At 67.5% G+C, this 17978-nt stretch carries 16 protein-coding genes; 5 read left to right on the forward strand and 11 right to left on the reverse strand.

All coding sequences use genetic code 11. The features are described from left to right. Nucleotides 1-15: 15 nt before the first annotated feature. The 11 genes from TBU01S_RS23975 to TBU01S_RS15910 form a co-directional block, all read right to left on the reverse strand. Nucleotides 16-546: a hypothetical protein gene (locus TBU01S_RS23975; RefSeq protein WP_157659166.1), complete on the reverse strand. Its 531-nt coding sequence runs from the start codon at nt 544-546 to the stop codon at nt 16-18. Nucleotides 547-571: 25 nt separating this feature from the next. Beyond that, nucleotides 572-1009 (reverse strand): hypothetical protein, encoded by a 438-nt coding sequence (locus tag TBU01S_RS15865; protein WP_068637879.1) that lies wholly within the window; start codon nt 1007-1009, stop codon nt 572-574. Between the two features lie 44 nt (nt 1010-1053). Continuing rightward, the gene (locus TBU01S_RS15870; protein WP_083953660.1) at nt 1054-2967 is read right to left on the reverse strand and encodes a family 2A encapsulin nanocompartment cargo protein cysteine desulfurase; all 1914 of its coding nucleotides are present in this window, start codon (nt 2965-2967) and stop codon (nt 1054-1056) included. Beyond that, nucleotides 2936-3874, reverse strand: a complete 939-nt coding sequence (locus TBU01S_RS15875; RefSeq protein ID WP_068637881.1) for a family 2A encapsulin nanocompartment shell protein — start codon at nt 3872-3874, stop codon at nt 2936-2938. Before TBU01S_RS15875 ends, TBU01S_RS15870 begins: the two co-directional genes overlap by 32 nt. Before the next feature lie 101 nt (nt 3875-3975). Further along, nucleotides 3976-4215 carry a helix-turn-helix domain-containing protein gene (locus TBU01S_RS25000; protein WP_068637883.1) on the reverse strand — a complete coding sequence of 80 codons (240 nt, stop codon included), beginning with the start codon at nt 4213-4215 and terminating at the stop codon, nt 3976-3978. After that, on the reverse strand, nt 4199-5179 hold the full coding sequence (gene epsC / locus TBU01S_RS15885) for a serine O-acetyltransferase EpsC (protein WP_088178890.1): 981 nt from the start codon (nt 5177-5179) through the stop codon (nt 4199-4201). The genes TBU01S_RS25000 and epsC overlap by 17 nt, the downstream gene beginning before the upstream one ends. After that, a complete protein-coding gene (cysK, locus tag TBU01S_RS15890) occupies nt 5176-6153 on the reverse strand; it encodes a cysteine synthase A (RefSeq protein ID WP_068637885.1) in 978 nt (325 codons plus the stop codon). Before cysK ends, epsC begins: the two co-directional genes overlap by 4 nt. A gap of 24 nt (nt 6154-6177) precedes the next feature. Continuing rightward, complete coding sequence (locus TBU01S_RS15895) at nt 6178-6675, reverse strand: rhodanese-like domain-containing protein (RefSeq protein WP_068637887.1); 498 nt, start codon at nt 6673-6675, stop codon at nt 6178-6180. A 165-nt stretch (nt 6676-6840) separates the two neighbouring features. Beyond that, nucleotides 6841-7524, reverse strand: coding sequence for an RBBP9/YdeN family alpha/beta hydrolase (locus tag TBU01S_RS15900; protein ID WP_068637889.1), 684 nt, complete (start codon nt 7522-7524; stop codon nt 6841-6843). A gap of 7 nt (nt 7525-7531) precedes the next feature. Next, nucleotides 7532-7747, reverse strand: coding sequence for a TOBE domain-containing protein (locus tag TBU01S_RS15905; RefSeq protein ID WP_004338061.1), 216 nt, complete (start codon nt 7745-7747; stop codon nt 7532-7534). Nucleotides 7748-7761: 14 nt separating this feature from the next. After that, nucleotides 7762-8781 carry a sulfate ABC transporter substrate-binding protein gene (locus TBU01S_RS15910; protein WP_068637891.1) on the reverse strand — a complete coding sequence of 340 codons (1020 nt, stop codon included), beginning with the start codon at nt 8779-8781 and terminating at the stop codon, nt 7762-7764. A 222-nt stretch (nt 8782-9003) separates the two neighbouring features. Between TBU01S_RS15910 and TBU01S_RS15915 the strand changes: the two genes are divergently transcribed. The 5 genes from TBU01S_RS15915 (at nt 9004) to TBU01S_RS24400 (ending at nt 17953) form a co-directional block, all read left to right on the forward strand. Beyond that, a complete protein-coding gene (locus TBU01S_RS15915; RefSeq protein WP_068637893.1) occupies nt 9004-12093 on the forward strand; it encodes a transglycosylase domain-containing protein in 3090 nt (1029 codons plus the stop codon). Between the two features lie 82 nt (nt 12094-12175). Next, entirely contained in the window at nt 12176-12415 is a 240-nt protein-coding gene (locus TBU01S_RS15920) for a helix-turn-helix domain-containing protein (protein WP_245650942.1), read from the forward strand. Between the two features lie 427 nt (nt 12416-12842). Next, nucleotides 12843-14420, forward strand: a complete 1578-nt coding sequence (locus TBU01S_RS15925) for a methyl-accepting chemotaxis protein (RefSeq protein ID WP_068637897.1) — start codon at nt 12843-12845, stop codon at nt 14418-14420. 39 nt (nt 14421-14459) lie between these two features. Beyond that, the gene (gene dosP, locus TBU01S_RS15930) at nt 14460-17051 is read left to right on the forward strand and encodes an oxygen-sensing cyclic-di-GMP phosphodiesterase DosP (RefSeq protein ID WP_174524544.1); all 2592 of its coding nucleotides are present in this window, start codon (nt 14460-14462) and stop codon (nt 17049-17051) included. Further along, nucleotides 17048-17953: a sensor domain-containing diguanylate cyclase gene (locus tag TBU01S_RS24400; protein ID WP_174524545.1), complete on the forward strand. Its 906-nt coding sequence runs from the start codon at nt 17048-17050 to the stop codon at nt 17951-17953. The genes dosP and TBU01S_RS24400 overlap by 4 nt, the downstream gene beginning before the upstream one ends. Nucleotides 17954-17978: the final 25 nt, after the last annotated feature.

Raw genomic sequence — 17978 nt, forward strand, 5'->3', positions numbered from 1 at the left:
AATTGTTAGCACGCATCACGCAGCGTCCGCTTCCATTGTGACTGTCCGACTTTCCGCATGCCGGATAAAATGCTGCATTGATTCAGTACAGATCCGTATCTGCTCTCCATACCTCAACCAGCTATCGACCTTCTTTCTCCCATGAAAGATGTTGTTCCTGAAGCGATACACGACTACAGAGACAAGGTAAATTGATTCAGATGGCGTGATATCTGAAATGTTTTTGGATAGCACTTGCTTAAACCGCTCAGTTACCTTCTGTGGAGTTTTGTCGTGCAGCAGATTTCTCAATCTCTCACTATCTTGGTATCTCTGGTGGAAATGGTTAGCGGCACTGGAGATCGTCTCATGCTCAAAACCCTCATCACTGATACGTTTAGAAAAATTGTATAGGTCAGTTGCGCGAAGAAACCCTGTAAAGCACTTTGATTCGAAAATTGACCAAGCGATGAGGAAGTGCAAAGCATCTTTGTCGCGCAAGAAGCGCTCAACCTGAACTTCAGGTTGTTTGAGCAAATCGGCGAGCCACTTGGTAAACGAATCCATGAGATAACCTTGTGCGCGCTAACTATTAGGAGACGACAAATGTCGGCGTAAGGATGTTATCCGACATCGAAAGATTCGAAAGAGGCCCTCGCATCATGTTGATTCCCTTCATTTGATGCATAAGTTTCACCGTCATGTTGTCGCCTAACATGTTTGGCACGATCGTCGCCCGTGCCGTGCTTGTCCGATGTGCACTTACATCAAGCAGGATCACCCGCACACCAAGAAAGCACGGATCGTCCGCATCAAAAGATACATTCTTCCCCACGGCAACCGCCATCCATACAACATGCCGTGTGTGACATGGGTCATACGAGCATGCTGATGGGAAGAAGAGTCTGCGGCTGCTTGCTATCGCCCGGAGCTTGTTCCCGACCAGCAACGTGGTGTTCGTCGCCATCAACGGCCTGGCGGGGCTGGTGCTGGCGACGGAGAAATGAAAAAGAGCCATGGTGCGACCCATGGCTCTTTTTCATTCCTTGCCCGGCGAGGTGCCGGGTGTGTGGCTCAGCGTGGTGCCGACGTTCTGCCCGATGCCAGCCGCTGCAGCACGGCCACCAGCGTGTCGACTTCGCCGCAGGTGTTGTAGAACGCCAGCGAGGGCCGCACCGTGGCTTCCACGCCGAAGCGGCGCAGGATGGGCTGGGCGCAGTGGTGGCCCGAGCGCACGGCGATGCCTTCCTCGTTGAGGGCGCGGCCGACTTCCTCGGTGGTGTAGCCGTTCAGCACGAAGGACAGCACGCTGGCCTTGTCCCTGGCGGTGCCGATCAGGCGGATGCCGGGGACGGTGAGCAGGCCGTGCGTCGCGTAGGCGAGCAGGTCGTGCTCGTAGCGCGCGATGTTCTCCATGCCGATGCGCTCGACGTAGTCGATCGCCGCGCCCAGGCCGACGGCGTCGGCGATGTTGCCGGTGCCGGCCTCGAAGCGGGTCGGCGGGCCGTGGTAGATCGTCTTCTCGAAAGTGACGTCGGCGATCATGTTGCCGCCGCCCTGCCACGGCGGCATGTCCTCCAGCACTTCGCGCTTGCCATACACCGCGCCGATGCCGGTCGGGGCGAACACCTTGTGGCCGGAGAAGACGAAGAAGTCGGCGTCGATGTCCTGCACGTTCACCCGCATGTGCGACACCGACTGCGCGCCGTCGACCAGCGCCTTGGCGCCGGCCGCGTGGGCCATGGCGACGATCTCCTTGACCGGCACCACGGTGCCGAGCGCGTTCGACACCTGCGTCACGGCGACGATGCGGGTGCGCGCGTTGAGCAGCTTGCCGTACTCGTCGAGCAGCACCTGGCCGCTGTCGTCCACCGGGATCACCCGCAGCTTCGCGCCCTTGGCTGCGGCGAGCTGCTGCCAGGGCACGATGTTGGCGTGGTGTTCGAGGTGGGAGACGATGATCTCGTCGCCTTCGCCGACGTTCTGCGCGCCCCAGGTCTTGGCGATCAGGTTGATGCCTTCGGTGGCGCCGCGCACGAAGATGATCTCTTCCGCCGAGGCGGCGCCGAGGAAGCGCGCCACCTTGCTGCGCGCGCCTTCGTAGGCGTCGGTCGCGCGCGCGGCCAGTTCGTGCGCCGCGCGGTGGATGTTGGAGTTCTCGTGCTCGTAGAAGTACGCGAGCCGGTCGATGACCGCACGCGGCTTGTGCGTGGTGGCGGCGTTGTCGAGCCAGATCAGCTGCCGGCCATTGACGCGCTCCTGCAGGATGGGGAAGTCCCTGCGCACCGCGTTGACGTCGAAGGGCGGATGCGCGCTCGGTGCCACCGCCGGTGCCGGCTGTTCAGCCTCCGGGTCGAGGAAATAGAACGCCGGGCCGCTGGCCGGGGTGAGGGTGGATGTGGGGACCGGGCTGTGCCGCCCGACCTCGATGCCGCCGAGCAGGTGGTTCAGCTCCGCTTCGCCCGGCAGGCCGAACGAGCGCGCGGTGACGCGGTCTTCGCGGGGCAGGCCGGCGCTTTCCGCCTGCGACGGCCAGGCGCTGGCTTCGCCGAGGAAGTAGTAGGGCGAGGAGGGTGCGCCCGGCACGCTCGAAGCCTGCGGCGGCGCGATCGGCGGCAGCGCCGCGGCGTGGGCCTCGGGCACGCCGAGTACCGGGTTGGCCGCCCGGCCGAAAGCCGGGGCGGCATCGACGGCTTCGTCGGGCGCAGCAGCGGGCGTGCCCGGCAGTGGCGCCAGCGCAGGCGCGCGGTTGCCGAGCGCGATCTCGGTCTGCGGCGGTTGCGGCGGCGCGCCGAAGGGAAGCTGCGCGTCCGGCGCGCCGGTCGGCAGCAGGGCGAAGAACTCGCCCGCGAGCCGGCTCAGCAGCGCTTCCTCAGGTAGGCCCAGGCCCGCCGGCAGGCCGGAAGGCAGGCTCGGAGGTGGGCTCAGATGTGGGCCGCCGACGGCGGCCAGCCCCTCACTTGTAGGTATCGAGTGCGGAGTAGTCATGGTACTTGCCCACTTCAACGTCATCGAGCACGGCCAGGGCGTCGTCGGAATGGACCACCAGCGAGCAGTACAGCGAGATCAGGTAGGAGGCGATCGCGTTGCGGCTGATGCCCATGAAGCGCACCGACAGGCCCGGCCCCTGTTCGCCGGCGACGCCGGGCTGGAACAGGCCCGACACGCCCTGGCGCTTCTGGCCGACGCGCAGCAGCAGGATCTTGGTCTTGCCGTCCTCGACCGGCACCTTGTCCGACGGCACCAGCGGGATGCCGCGCCAGGTCAGGAACTGCGAGCCGAACAGCGATACCGTCGGGGGCGGCACGCCGCGGCGGGTGCATTCGCGGCCGAAGGCGGCGATGCCGAGCGGGTGGGTGAGGAAGAAGGCGGGTTCTTTCCAGACCTTGGTCAGCAGATCGTCGAGATCGTCCGGCGTCGGCGCGCCGGTCAGCGTCGAGATGCGCTGCTCGTCGGCGATGTTGGCCAGCAGGCCGTAGTCCGGGTTGCTGATCAGCTCGGACTCCTGGCGCTCCTTGACCGTCTCGATGGTCAGGCGCAGCTGTTCCTTGATCTGGTCGTGCGGGCTGCTGTAGAGGTCAGAGATGCGGGTATGGACGTCCAGCACCGTGGTGACGGCGTTGAGGAAGTACTCGCGCGGCTGGTCCTCGTAATCAACGAAGATCTCCGGCAGATCGCCTTCGTCCTCGCGCTGCGAGCAGGACACGCGCACGTCCTGCGGGTTCTTGACCTTGTTCAGGCGGTAGATGCCGGCCTCGACCGGCAGCCACTCCAGGAAGTGCACCAGCCAGCGCGGCGTGATGGTGGAAAGCTGCGGAACGGTCTTGGTGGCGTTGGCGAGCTGGCGGGCCGCCGTGTCGCCCAGTGCGTGATGCACCCTTTCTTGTACTGCCATGGTCGACTCCTGTCTGTCAGAAAGCATATGGGATGGAAAGCGGGACGCGCCAAGTGTCCTGCCCCGGGCGGGGCGGCCTCAACCGGCTATCGCCATCAAATTCAGGCGCGGTATGCGCCGGAGGGGTCGTGCTCGCAGACTGCGATCAGCGCCGACAGCGGGGTTTGCAGCGCGGTGGCGAGCTTCTGGGCCGTCAGCAGCGAAGGCGTCACGTCGCCGCGCTCGATCTCGCCGATGTAGCTGCGGTCGAGGTCGGCCAGTTCGGCCAGGCGCTCCTGCGACCAGCGCTGGCGCTGGCGCAGGCTGCGGACGACCGGGCCGAAATTAGATGTTGGCCCTATCCCGCCCCTCCAGCCGTTCGTGGTGCAGGCCGGCCTGGGTCACGTTGCTGCCCGGCGGCACGCTGCGCGTCAGCCACACGTTGCCGCCGATGCTCGATCCGCGCCCGATCGTGATGCGGCCGAGCACGGTGGCGCCGGCGTAGATCACGACGTCGTCCTCGACGATCGGGTGGCGGGCGCCGCCCTTGGCGAGGTGGCCGTCGCTATCGACGTCGAAGCGCCGGGCGCCGAGCGTGACCGCCTGGTACAGGCGGACGCGCTGGCCGATCACCGCGGTCTCGCCGATGACCACGCCGGTGCCGTGGTCGATGAAGAAGCCGGCGCCGATCTGCGCGCCGGGGTGGATGTCGATGCCGGTGTCCGAGTGCGCGAGCTCGGCCAGGATGCGTGCCACCAGCGGCACGCCGAGCTCGTACAGCGCATGGGCGAGGCGGTGGTGGATGACCGCCAGCACGCCGGGGTAGCACAGCAGCACTTCGTCCACGCTGCGTGCGGCGGGGTCGCCCTCGAAGGCGGCAATCACGTCGGCGTCGAGCAGTGTGCGCAGCGCCGGCAGGCCGGCGGCGAAGCTGCGCACGATGCCGGCGGCGCGCTCATCGACCTGGGGCGCGAGCGTTTCGTCGTGGCGCGCCTGGTATGCCAGTTCGAGCCGCACCTGGGCCAGCAGGCCGGTGAGGGCGCGGTCCAGGGTGTGGCCGACGTAGAAATCCTCGCCTTCGACGTGCAGGTCCGGCGGCCCGAGCCGCATCGGGAACAGCGCGCCGCACAAGTCGGTGGCGATGCCGCGCAGCGCGTCGCGCGACGGAAACTCGCGCGCGCCGCCCTCGCCGCCGCGCTTGCGCAGTGCGCGCCAGAGGTCCCGCGCCTCGTGCAGGCCGGCGACGATGCCCCGCAAATCGAGATGGGGTATCGAAGAGGGCGCTGCCGCCGACAGCGGCGCGAGGCTTGCGGGACGGTCGCTCACGCCGGCAGCCCCGCTTCGTTGAACAGACCTTCGAACAGCACCGAGCTGAGGTAGCGCTCGCCCGAATCCGGCAGGATCACGACGATGGTCTTGCCGGCATTCTCGGGTTTCTTCGCCAGGCGGGCCGCCACGGCCACCGCCGCGCCGCTGGAGATGCCGGACAGGATGCCTTCCTCGCGCGCCAGGCGGCGGGCGTAGTCGACCGCGTCCTCGTTGCTGACCTGCTCGATGCCGTCGACCAGCGCCAGGTCCAGCACCTTCGGCACGAAGCCGGCGCCGATGCCCTGGATCTTGTGCGGGCCGGGCTTGAGCGGCTCGCCATTGCGCGTCTGCGTCAGCACCGGGCTGGCGGCGGGTTCGACCGCGATCGCCTGGATGGCCCTGCCCTTGGTCTGCTTGATGAAGCGCGACACGCCGGTGATGGTGCCGCCGGTGCCGATGCCCGACACCAGGATGTCGATCGCGCCGTCGGTGTCGTCCCAGATCTCCGGGCCGGTGGTGGCTTCGTGGATGGCCGGGTTGGCCGGGTTGTTGAACTGCTGCAGCAGCACGTACTTGTCCGGCTCGGCGGCGGCGATTTCCTCGGCCTTGGCGATCGCGCCGGGCATGCCCTTGGCGCCTTCGGTCAGCACCAGCGTGGCGCCGAAGGCGGCCAGCAGCTTGCGCCGCTCGATGCTCATGGTCTCGGGCATCGTCAGCGTCAGCGGAATGCCCTTGGCCGCGGCGACGAAGGCCAGCGCGATGCCGGTGTTGCCGCTGGTGGGCTCGACCAGCTCCTTGCCGGGGCCGAGCAGGCCGCGTTTCTCGGCATCCTCGACCATCGCCGCGCCGATCCGGCACTTGACCGAGTAGGCCGGGTTGCGGCCCTCGATCTTGGCCAGCACGGTCGCGGGCGCGCCGTCGATGATCCGGTTCAGGCGCACCAGCGGCGTATGGCCGATGGACTGCGCGTTGTCGGTGTACCAATGCGACATGATGTGACTCCTGTTTCCGTGTGATTAGTCCTGGGCCCAGGGCAGGCCGGCGTGTCGCCAGCCGTTGAAGGAGCCACGGCGCTGCTGGTCGTCCAGGTCGCCCTCGAAGCCTTCGCGGATGTTGAACACATGCTTGAAGCCTGCCCTTGCGGCGGCCTCGGCCGCCTGGGCCGAGCGCTTGCCGCTGCGACACAGTAGCAGCACGACCGCGTCCTTGCCGGTCTTGCTTTCCAGGTCGCGGACGAAGCGCGGATTACGCGTCAGCGAGGTGCCGGTGGCCCAGGGCACGAACAGGGATTCCGGTACGTGGCCGACGAACTTGCGTTCCTCGCCGCTGCGCACGTCCACCAGTACGGCTTCGCCGGCCGACACAAGTTCCCAAGCCTCGGTCGGCGTCACGCCGCCGGCGTAGGGCAGGCCTTCGTCGGCCGCGTGTGCCAGGGCGCGCTCGAGAATCGGGTGGAGCGGCGCCTGCTGCGAGGCGGCGGGGGTGGTGGGTGCTGCGCTTACGCTGATGGCCATCTTCCTTCCTCCTGTGTCTTCGGGCGTTTTTGCCCTGCGTCGATATGCGCAAACCTTACGCTTGCCCCGCCTGCATCCGAACCAACAAAAATTCCAATGGATTCCCGTGCGGGGAATAAGAATCCAGCGCTCCCGCCAGCCGGATGGCGGGCATGTGGTCGAGTTCTATGGCCGGCTCGCTACGCGGGCCTCGCCGTTGATCAGGCGCCGGGTCTGGTGGCGCAGCCGGGCCAGTGCGCCGGTGCGTCCGCGCCGGCCTTCCTTGCGCGACGCGATCACGCCGAGCGGGGTGTCGGCGGCCGCGCGCAGCTGCGCCAGCAACTCGAGCGCCTGCGGCCATGGCCCGTGGCCGGAGTCGGTATTGATGTGGCCGGCGTCGCCGACGTCGATCAGGCGGCTGCCCCAGCGCTCGGCCCAGGCGCGGGCGGCGGGCATCCTGAGCCAGGGATCGCTGCGGCTGGCGACGAGGATGCTGGGACAGTCGAACGCGGTGCGCGGCAGGTAGTCGGCCAGGCTCTGGCCCTGCCCGGCGTCGTGGCGCAGGCCGAGCGGATCGAAGCGTTCCGGGTCGGCGGGCGCCACCAGCAGCAGCCCGGCCACTTTCTGTGGCCGGTCCGCCGCGGCGACGACGCTGGCGAGGCAGCCGAAGCTGTGCGCCACGATCCATACCGCGCCGGCGGCGTCGTCGATCTCGCGCCTGACCTCGCCGGCCCAGCGCGCCAGCAGCGGGTCTTCCCAGTCGATGCCGCCGACGCGGCGCGCGTCCGGCAGCTCGCCTTCGAGCCAGGTCTGCCAGTGCCCGGCGCCGCTGCCGTGGTAGCCGGGTACGGTCAGTATCGTGTGGCGCACGGTGGGCTCAGAGCGTCGCGATCGACACTTCGGTGGATTTGACCAGCGCGACGACTTCGGAGCCGGGCTTCAGCCCCAGCTCGTCCACCGAGCGCGTGGTGATCACCGAGGTGACGATGCCCGAAGGCGTCTCGACGTCGACTTCGCTGACGACGTCGCCGCGGATGATTTCCTTCACCCGCCCGCGGAACTGGTTGCGGACGTTGATTGCCTGGATTGCCATGGCGGGCCTCCCGATCACTTGGCGTAGAGCTGGTCGAACACGCCGCCGTCGGCGAAGTGCTTCTTCTGCGCCGCCTGCCAGCCGCCGAGGTCGTCGATGGTGACCAGCTTGACTTCGGGGAAGCGGGCGACGTCGGCCGGATCGGCATGTTCCGGCGCGGACGGCCGGTAGTAGTGCTTGGCGGCGATCTTCTGGCCGACCGGCGAATACAGGTATTCCAGGTAGGCCTGGGCGACCTTGGTGGTGCCGCGCTTGTCGGCGACGCCATCGACCACGGTGACCGGCGGTTCGGCGAGGATCGAGATCGAGGGCACGACGATCTCGAACTTGTCCGGGCCGAGTTCGTTGATCGACAGGAAGGCCTCGTTCTCCCAGGCCAGCAGCACGTCGCCGATGCCGCGCTGGACGAAGGTGTTGGTCGAACCGCGCGCGCCCGAATCCAGCACCGGCACGTGCTTCAGCAACTGGCCGACGAATTCCTTGGCGCTGTCTTCGTTGCCGCCCGGCTGCTGCAGCGCGTAGGCCCAGGCGGCGAGGTAGTTCCAGCGCGCGCCGCCCGAGGTCTTCGGGTTGGGCGTGATGACTTCGATGCCGGGCTTCACCAGGTCGCCCCAGTCTTTGATGCCTTTCGGGTTGCCCTTGCGCACCAGGAAGACGATGGTCGAGGTGTAGGGCGAGCTGTTGTGCGCCAGGCGCTTCTGCCAGTCGGCGGGGAGCTTGCCGGTCTGTTCGGCGATGGCGTCGATGTCGTAGGCCAGCGCCAGCGTGACGACGTCCGCTTCCAGGCCGTCGATGACCGCGCGCGCCTGCTTGCCGGCGCCGCCGTGGGATTGCTTGATGGTGAGGGTTTCGCCGGTCTGCGCCTTCCAGTGCTTGATGAACTCGGGGTTGAACTCCTGGTAGAGCTCGCGCGTCGGGTCGTAGGACACGTTGAGCAGCGTGGTCTGCGCCTGGGCAGTGCCGGCGAAGCTGGCGGCGAGCGCCAGGGCGATCAGGCCGCGGCGAACGGGATTGAAGCTGGGATTGAAGGCCATCGGTGTTTCTCCATGTAGTGATGATTGCGATGGCGGAAATCTAGTCTTCCTGCTTCATAACCTGAACTTAGAAAAAACGGATTGCTTATTCCGTTTCTGTGGAAATGGCTCGAAGCGCCGTCTCCGGTGCTGTGGCGCTTCTGTAACAGTGTCATTTTCTTGCGTCGGAAAACGCATAATTGCGGCGATGCAATATCGATTCGTCCCGCCCTGCACCCTGACGTGAATTCCGAAGCCGAAGCACCCGCCGCACAAGAAACTGCTGCTCCCCCTGTCCGGCGACGCCTGCGTCCCTGGCGTTTGTTCGGTGCCGCGCTGCTCGCCCTGGTTCTGGTCGCCCTGGTGGCGGGAGCCGTGCTGTTCGCCCACGAACTGCACAGCTCCCGCCTGCAGGCGCGCGAGATCTCGCGTTTTGCCGCGAAGCTCGACTACCAGCGCGTCGCGGGCCGCAGCGAGGCGCTGCGCTACCCGACGCACGGCCCCTTCGACCAGCGCCTCGGCTACACCGAACTGCCGGACTTCATCGAGCGCCTGCAGGCGCGCGGCTTCGAGCTGGCGGCGCAGACCCGCTTCAGTCCGGAACTCATCGACTACGTCGATCGCGGCCTGTTTCCGCCCTACCGCGAGAAGACCCGTGCCGGCCTGGACGTGCTCGATTGCCGCGGCGGATCGCTGTACGACTTCCGCTATCCGTATCGCGGTTATGCCGACTTCGCCGCGGTGCCGCCGGTGGTGGCGCAGGCGTTGCTGTTCATCGAGAACCGCGACCTGCTCGACGACAGCCGGCCGACGCTGAACCCGGCGGTCGACTGGGTGCGCTTCGCGCGCGCGGCGGCGGCGCAACTGGGGCGCATGGTCAAGGAAGACCTCGACGCCCCCGGCGGCAGCACGCTGGCGACGCAGATCGAGAAGTACCGCCACTCGCCCGACGGCATCACCGTCGATGCGCGTGAAAAGCTGCGCCAGATGATGTCGGCCAGCGTGCGCGCCTACCGCGAAGGCGAACGGACCCTGCCGGTGCGGCAGCGGCTGGTGCTCGACTACCTGAACACCGTGCCCTTGTCGGCGGCGCCGGGGCATGGCGAAGTCAATGGCCTGGGTGACGGCCTGTGGGTGTGGTTCGGCGCCGATTTCGATCGCGTCAATGCGCTGCTGTCGGCGCCGCCGGGGCAGGGCGGGATCCTGCGTGAACAAGGGCTGGCGCTGCGCCAGGTGGTGGCGCTGATGATCGCCCACCGCCGGCCGTCGTGGTACCTGGCGCGCGGCCGCGACGAACTGGCGCGCAGCACCGATGCCTACCTGCGCCTGCTCGCCGAGGCCGGCACCATCGACGCCGCGCTGCGTGATGCCGCGCTGTCGCAGCGACTGGTTTTCCGCGACCTGGCGGCCGACCCGGCGCTGTTGCCGGCCCGTCCGGGCAAGGGCACGACCGCGGTGCGCACACGGCTGGCGGGCATGCTGGGCATTTCGCTGTACCGCCTGGACCGGCTCGATGCCGAAGTCGGCACGAGCTTGCACGGCGGGCTGCAGCAGGCGGTCGGCGATTACCTGGGCCGCCTGGCCGATGCGGACTTCGCCCGCAGCCAGGGGCTGGTCGGCGATCGCATGCTGAACCCGGCGACGCTCGGCGCGGTGCGCTACAGCTTCACCCTGGTCGAGCGCACGCCGGGCGGCAACCGCGTGCGGGTGCAGACCGACACCTCCGACCAGTTGTTCGACATCAACGAAGGCAGCAAGCTCGAACTCGGCTCCACCGCCAAATTGCGCGTGCTGGCGACCTATCTGGAAATCGTTGCCGAACTGCACGGACAACTGGCCGAACTGGACATGCCGGCGCTGCGCCGGGTTGACATCGCCCGCCAGGACAACCTGACGCGCTGGGCCATCGACCACCTCGCCACCGCGAGCGACCGCAGCCTGCCGGCGATGCTGGACGCGGCGCTGGAGCGGCGCTTCGCCGCCAGCCCGGGCGAAGGCTTCTTCACCGGTGGCGGGCTGCACAGTTTCGGCAACTTCAACCGCAGCGACGATGTGCGCATGCCGACGCTGCGCGAAGCGCTGCAGGCCTCGATCAACCTGCCTTTCGTGCGGCTGATGCGCGAGATCGTGCGCCACACCATGTACCAGGTGCCGGGCAGCACCGCGCAACTGCTGGAAGACGCCCAGGATCCGCGTCGCGCCGAATACCTGGCGCGCTTCGCCGACCGCGAGGGCCAGGTCTTCCTGCGCCGCTTCTGGCGCAAGTACCAGGGCCTGGGCGCGGAAGACATGCGCGCGCTGTTGCTCGACGGCCTGCGTCCCGGCGCCGAGCGCCTGGCCGCGGTGTTCCGCTATCTCGAACCCGATGCGCCGCCCGAGGCGCTCGCCGCCTTCCTCGGCCAGCGCCTGGGCGAGGCGCTGCCATCCGAATCGCGCATCGCCCAGCTCTACGGCCGCTACGCGCCGGAGGCTTTCGACCTGCCCGACCGCGGCTACGTCGCGCGCCTGCACCCGCTGGAGCTGTGGCTGGTCGGCTACCGCATGCGCAACCCGCAGGCGAGCCTGGGCGAGGCGATCGCCGCCAGCGAGGGCGAGCGCCAGGCGGTGTACCGCTGGCTGTTCCGCACGCGCTCGCGCAGCGCGCAGGATTCGCGCATCTTCACGATGCTGGAAGTCGAAGCCTTCCTCGAGATCCACCGCCGCTGGGCGCGGCTGGGCTATCCCTTCGGCCATCTCGTACCTTCGCTGGCGACGGCGCTCGGCAGTTCGGGCGACCGCCCGGCGGCGCTGGCCGAACTGATGGGCATCATCGTCAACGACGGCCTGCGCCTGCCGATGCAGCGCATCGAGCGGATCGATTTTGCCGTCGATACGCCGTACGAAACCGCTTTCACGCTGCGCGCCGGGGGCGGCGAACGGGTGATGGCGCCGGAAGTGGCGGCGGCGCTGCGCAACGCGCTGTCCGACGTGGTCGAGAGCGGTACCGCGCGCCGGCTGGCGGGCAGCTTCCGCCTGGCCGACGGCAGCGAGCTGGCGCTGGGCGGCAAGACCGGCACCGGCGACAACCGCATCGTCATCGGCGGCCGCGCCGGCACCGCGCTGAACCGCACCGCGACGTTCGTCTTCTATCTCGGCCCGCGCCATTTCGGCACCCTGACCGCCTACGTCACCGGCCCCGGCGCCGCCGCCTACCGCTTCACCTCGGCGCTGCCGGTGCAGATACTGAAGTCGATGACGCCGGTTCTGGTGCCGCACCTGGAGCCGGAAGCCGATGCAGGCTGCATCCGATCCGCCGGATTCGCCCGTACCGGCTCCGCCCGCATGGGCGGGTAATTTTTCGCCACGTCCCCAAGTTGGGTACATCAGTCTGTGCCGATAAAAGGTACAGGTGACGAAGAGCATCCACACCCCGGAAATGTCCTGCTTGAACCGCTGGCTGCGCGAGAGGCGCAAGAGTCGGGGCCTGACCATGCGCGAACTCGGCGAGCGCCTGGGCGTCGCGCATTCCTACGTGCAGAAGGTCGAATCCGGGGAGCGCCGGCTGGATGTGGTCGAATACATCTGGTATTGCCGGGCGCTAGACGCGGAGCCCGGCGAAGGTCTGGGCGTGGTGCTGAAGTGCGCCGAGAACATGCCCGAGTGGGGCAAGGAGTGAGCTCGGGCCCGCCGGACGGTGATTGAAGCCGTCGCTTTCCGGATGTCATGCCGGGCGAATCCCTGTCCTTGCCAGCTCCGCCCGGAATGGGTAACTCCAGCCGCCTGACGGGCGGCCCATCTCTTGCCGCACGGGTAGCATCCATCCCGCAATCACTTGATCGACGCGATCGTGCGGTTTGTCACCGTGCGGAGCTTTCGGCGCTGATAATGTACCTGTTATAGGTACATTTACAGTCCATGCCGGATCATGCGCATCCGATCCGGCCCGAAAAGTCCGAGAGAGAGAAAAGTTATGTGTGCATCGCATGTTCGTGCAGACCGGGGAGCAAGGCGGCTGCCGCAGCAGGCCGTCATTCGTGCCGCAGTCCCGGGGCCATGTGCCTGCCGGTCGATCGGGCGGCTGCGCATCGCGGGGGGGCGCTGAGATGAGAACCAATCTGCCGGTCACCGACAAGGAGGTCGTCTACCCGCGCGATGCCCACCTGATCACGACCACCGACCTGCAAGGCGTGATCACCTTCGTCAACGACGATTTCACCGCGGTGTCGGGATTCAGCCGCGAGGAACTGGTCGGCCAGCATCACAACGTCATCCGCCATCCGGACATGCCGCCCGGCGCGTTTGCCGATCTGTGGGCGAGCATCAAGTCCGGCCGTTCGTGGAAGGGCCTGGTCAAGAATCGCTGCAAGAACGGCGACTATTACTGGGTGGATGCCTACGTGACGCCGATCGTCAAGGATGGCGAGGTCATCGAGTACCAGTCGGTACGGACCCTGCCGTCTCCGGAGGCGAAGGCACGCGCCGAGCGCGAGTATCGGCGCTGGCGAGCCGGCGGCACCCCCGCCGGCTCGCGGGCGCCGCTGTTTTCCCTGGCGATGAAGCTGGTGTCGGTGGCTGCCCTGCCGGGCCTGGTCGTGGCGGCGCTTGCGCTGTGGCGCGGCGAACCGGTGCTGGCTGCCGCGGCGCTGCTGATGGCGGTGGCGGCGGGCGCATCCGCCGCGACGCTGCTGCAGCCCTTCCGCGCCATGGTGCGCGACTTCCGCCGCACGGCCGGCCATCCGGCGTTTGCCTATCTGTACAGCGGCCGCAAGGATGAGCTGGGCACGATCATGCAGTCCTTGCAGAGCCGGGCGTCGGAAATGCGTGCGGTCGTCGCCCGCCTGAACAATTCCTGCCAGCTCATCTCGCATTCCAAGCAGAGCGCCGACGCCTGTGTGGATGAGGCCAACCAGGCCGTTCAGGGCCAGGGCCAGGAAGTGGCGGAAATATCCCGGGCCATGACGCGCATGCTGGACAGCCAGCACCAGGTGGCGGAAGCCTCGGCGCACACGGCGGAAGCTGCCGAGCAGTCGCGGCGCGCGACCGCGCAGGGGCGGGAGCAGCTGGCGCAGATGATGGGGGCCATCGATCGTCTGGCGTCCGGGCTGCAGGAAACGCGCAGCACCGTCGGCGCCCTGGCCGAGCGCAGCAACGACATCGCCAGGGTCATCGACGTCATCACCGCGATCGCCGACCAGACGAATCTGCTGGCGCTCAATGCGGCGATCGAGGCTGCCCGCGCCGGCGAGACCGGCCGCGGCTTCGCGGTCGTCGCCGACGAAGTGCGCAACCTGGCGCAGCGCACCCAGGATGCGACGCGCGACATCCGCGAGACCATCTCGGGGCTGGTGGATGGCACCCAGGCGTGCGTGACCGCGATCGGCAATGGAGTGGCGGTTTCGCAGCAGACCGTGGATATCGCCGGGCAGACCGACCGGGCTTTCGACGTGATCCTGGAGTCGGTCGACAACATCAACCGGCTGGCAGGCAACGTCGATGCCGGGATGCGGGAGCAGTCCCTGATCAGCGAGCAGACCGGCCGGCAGATGGACGTGCTGCGCGGCAGTGCGAACCAGGCGATCGAGTCCAGCGCGACTTTCAACGCGCACACTGCCAGGCTGGGCGAGCACATCGCCAATCTGCGGGTGCTCGCCAGCCATTTCGCCAGCAGCTTGAGCCGCTGAGCCGGCGTGCATGGCCCACTCGAGCGGAGAGAGCAAGGAATGAGCGTGCCGGATGTGAGTGTGTACGGGATGCTGCTCCCGGCGCTCGAGCAGTCGATCATGGCGGCAGTGCTGGTCGACGAGAACAACTGCGTGCGCTATTTCAACCCCGCCGCCGAGCGGCTGTGGGGCTATGCGCGCGAAGAAATCATCGACCGCGACATGCAGCCGCTGCTGCCGAAGACGCTGCAGGCCGTCCATGGCAGCTACATGCGCAGCAACCGGGAAGGCGGCAAGCCACGGGCCGTCGGCATGAACCGCGACCTGCTGGTGGAGCGCAAGGACGGCCGGCAGCTGTGGGTGTCGTTCTCGCTGTCGAAGATCGAGCTGTCGGGCCGCATCCACTACCTGGCCTTCGCCCGCGACGTGTCGGACGAGGTGGACCGGCGCGAGCAGAATCGCCTGCTGCTGCTGGCGGTCAACCATACCGAGCGCCCGCTGTTCGTCGTCGATGGCGAACGCCGCATCGTGCAGATCAACCGCGCTTTCAGTGACCTGTTCGGCTATACCGCCGCCGAGGCGGTCGGCTGCCTGCCGAGCGAACTGCTGGCCAGCCCGCACACCGATGCCGAGACGCTGGCGCGGGTGCGCAGCAAGGCCTGGGGCACGGAGGGATTCAACGAGGAGATCCTGGCCAGGAGCAAGGACGGCCGGGACATGTGGGTGAAGGCTTCGGTCAATCCCATCTTCGACGAGGACAGCGGACAGCTGCGCAACCAGGTCATTGCCGTGTCCGAGATCACCGAAGCACGGCGGATCAGGGATCTCGAGCGCGACGTGCTGGAGGCATTGACCAGCAACCTGTCCTTCATCGGGCTGGGCAACTTCATCTGCCAGCGCATCGAGGCCATTGCGCCGGGCGTGCTGGTCTCGGTGTTCAGGGTCGTCGGGCGCAGGCTACGGCACTGGGCCGCGCCGAGCTTCCAGGCCTCGTATGCGGCCGGCTGGGAGGGCGTGGAGATCGGCGAAAGCGTGGCAGGCTACGGCACCTGCGCCCATCGCGGCGAGCCGGTGATGCTGGCCGACATCAAGGCCGAACCGCTGCGCTCGGCCTACTGCGGGAGGGTGCCGCCGGCCGGCTGCCGGGCGTGCATGGTTTATCCGGTCAAGCGGCGCGATGGCAGCGTGATCGGCATCTTTGCGCTCTACCTCCGCCAGGGCGCCCCGCAGGACGCCTACCTGAGGCGGATTGCGGATATCAGCATGTATCTGTGCGCGCTGGCGATCGAGCGCGAGGAAAGCCGGCGGCGGCTCGACGAGCTGGTTCACCACGACGCGCTGACCGGCTTGCCGAACCGCAACAATCTCTATCGGTATACCGACGATCTGCTGGCCTCCGGTGTGGAGCAGGAAATCGCCTTCTTCTGCATCGGCCTGGCCCGGTTCAAGGACGTCAACAACACGCTGGGCCACAGGGTGGGTGACCAGATGCTGGTCGAGGTCGCCAATCGCCTGCGGTCCCGCCTGAGCGGCGGCGCCTTCCTTGCGCGGCTCGAGGGCTGCACCTTCGTACTGGTCGTGTCCGACTGCAGCCCGGCCCGTGCCGCGCAGGTGGCTTGGCACCTCCAGCAGGTCATCAGCGAACCGGTCGACATCGCCGGCGTGCTGCTGGATCTGTCGGCCTGCATCGGCGTCAGCCATTATCCCGACGAAGGCTGCCGCGACCGCGACGGACTGCTGCAGAGCGCCAAGAGCGCGATGGACGAGGTCAAGGCATCGCATGGCGGCGGCATCCTGTTCTTCGATGCCGGCATGAACGAGCTCGCGCGCGAGCGCCTGCTGCTCGGCACGGCGCTGCGCCGGGCCGTCGCGGGGGCCGGCCTGCGCCTGGTGTATCAGCCGCAGGTGCGCTCGGAGGATGGCGAGCTGTACGGCGTGGAGGCGCTGGCGCGCTGGCACGACGACAATTTCGGCGAGATCCCGCCCGGCAGGATGATCGCGCTGGCCGAGGAGATCGGCGAGATCGAGGCCATCGGGCTCTGGGCCCTGCGCGAAGCCTGCCGGCAGATGGCCGCGTGGCGCGGCCAGGGCGTGCATGTGCCGGTGGTGTCGGTCAATCTGTCGCCACGCAGTTTCCGCAGCCGCGAGCTGCCGGATTTCGTCGCCGGGCTGCTGCAGGAGCATGCGCTGAGCGGCGACAGCCTGACCATCGAGATCACCGAGAGCGCGGCAATGGTGCTGACCCCGGAAATGCTGGAGATCGTGCACGGCATCCGCGCGCTGGGGGTGGGCCTGTCGGTGGATGATTTCGGCACCGGCTTCTCCAGCCTGTCCAATCTGGCCAGCCTGCCGGTGACGGAGGTCAAGATCGACCGCAGCTTCATCGACAGATGCCTGCAGGAAAGCCGCCTGCAGGCGCTGGTGACGGCGGTCATCGGCATCGGCCGGAGCCTGAACCTGGCGGTCGTTGCCGAAGGCGTGGAAACCGCGGGGCAATGCGAGCTGCTCAGGCGGCAGCGTTGCCCCGTCGTGCAGGGCTATCTGTTCTCCCGCCCGCTCGAACCCCGGGACATCCCCTCGTGGCTCGAACGCTTCCGGGCGGCTGCCGCTGCGCCGGAAGCCGTGGAAGCCCGCCCGGGGATGGGTGGATGACATTCCTGCCGGATGCGCTGTTCACCCGCATTCTCGATGCGCTGCCCGTCGCCGTGGTGGTGGCCACCATGCCCGATGCCCGGATCCGCTACAGCAATCATGCGTTCGACAGCTTGCTGGGTTGTCCGCCCGGCCAGTTCAGGACAGCGCGGCAGTTGATCGCGAGAGCCTGCGTCCATGAGCGGCAAAAGGCCTTGCTGCTGCGGCACTGGGATGTTTCCCTGCGGCGCCCGGCTGGCGGGGACGTGGGCGTCGTGCCGGACATCGAGATCGACATCCACTGCGGCGATGGCCAGGTTCGCACTGCCCTGCACTGCGGCCTGGTCCTGCACGAGCAGAAGCTGGCCGTCGCCATCTGCAAGGACATCACACGGCTGAAGCGCGACAGCCTGCTGTTCAAGGAATTCGCGTTTCTCGACCCCCTCACCGGCATCGCCAACCGGCGGGGCCTGGAGCAGCACTGGCGCGAGGCGACCTCCGATCCGCTGCAGCGGCGCCTGGCCTTCCTGATGCTGGACCTGGATGGCTTCAAGCCGATCAACGATACCCACGGCCACCTGGTGGGCGACGCGGTGCTGTGCACGGTCGCGAAGCGCCTGAAGCGGGTGGTGCGCGACTCCGACCTGGTGTGCAGGCTCGGCGGGGACGAATTCGGCCTGCTGCTCGAGGTGCCGGAAAAGCTCGAGCGGATGGACGCCATCTGCCAGCGCATCATCGACCTGGTCGGCGAGCCCATCGTGCTGGCGGACAGAACGGTCCATGTCACGGCGAGCATGGGCGCCTGCATCCATCCCGATCAGGCGGCGGACCTGCATCAGCTGCTGCAGCGGACCGATCTCGCGCTGTATGAAATCAAGAAATCGCGCAAGGGGCAGTGGCAGTGGTGGGCGCCCGCCCGTTGAAGCCTTCGATGTCGATCGGGCGCTT

Source organism: Thauera butanivorans NBRC 103042, assembly GCF_001591165.1.
In the GTDB taxonomy this organism is placed as follows: Bacteria; Pseudomonadota; Gammaproteobacteria; order Burkholderiales; family Rhodocyclaceae; genus Thauera; species Thauera butanivorans.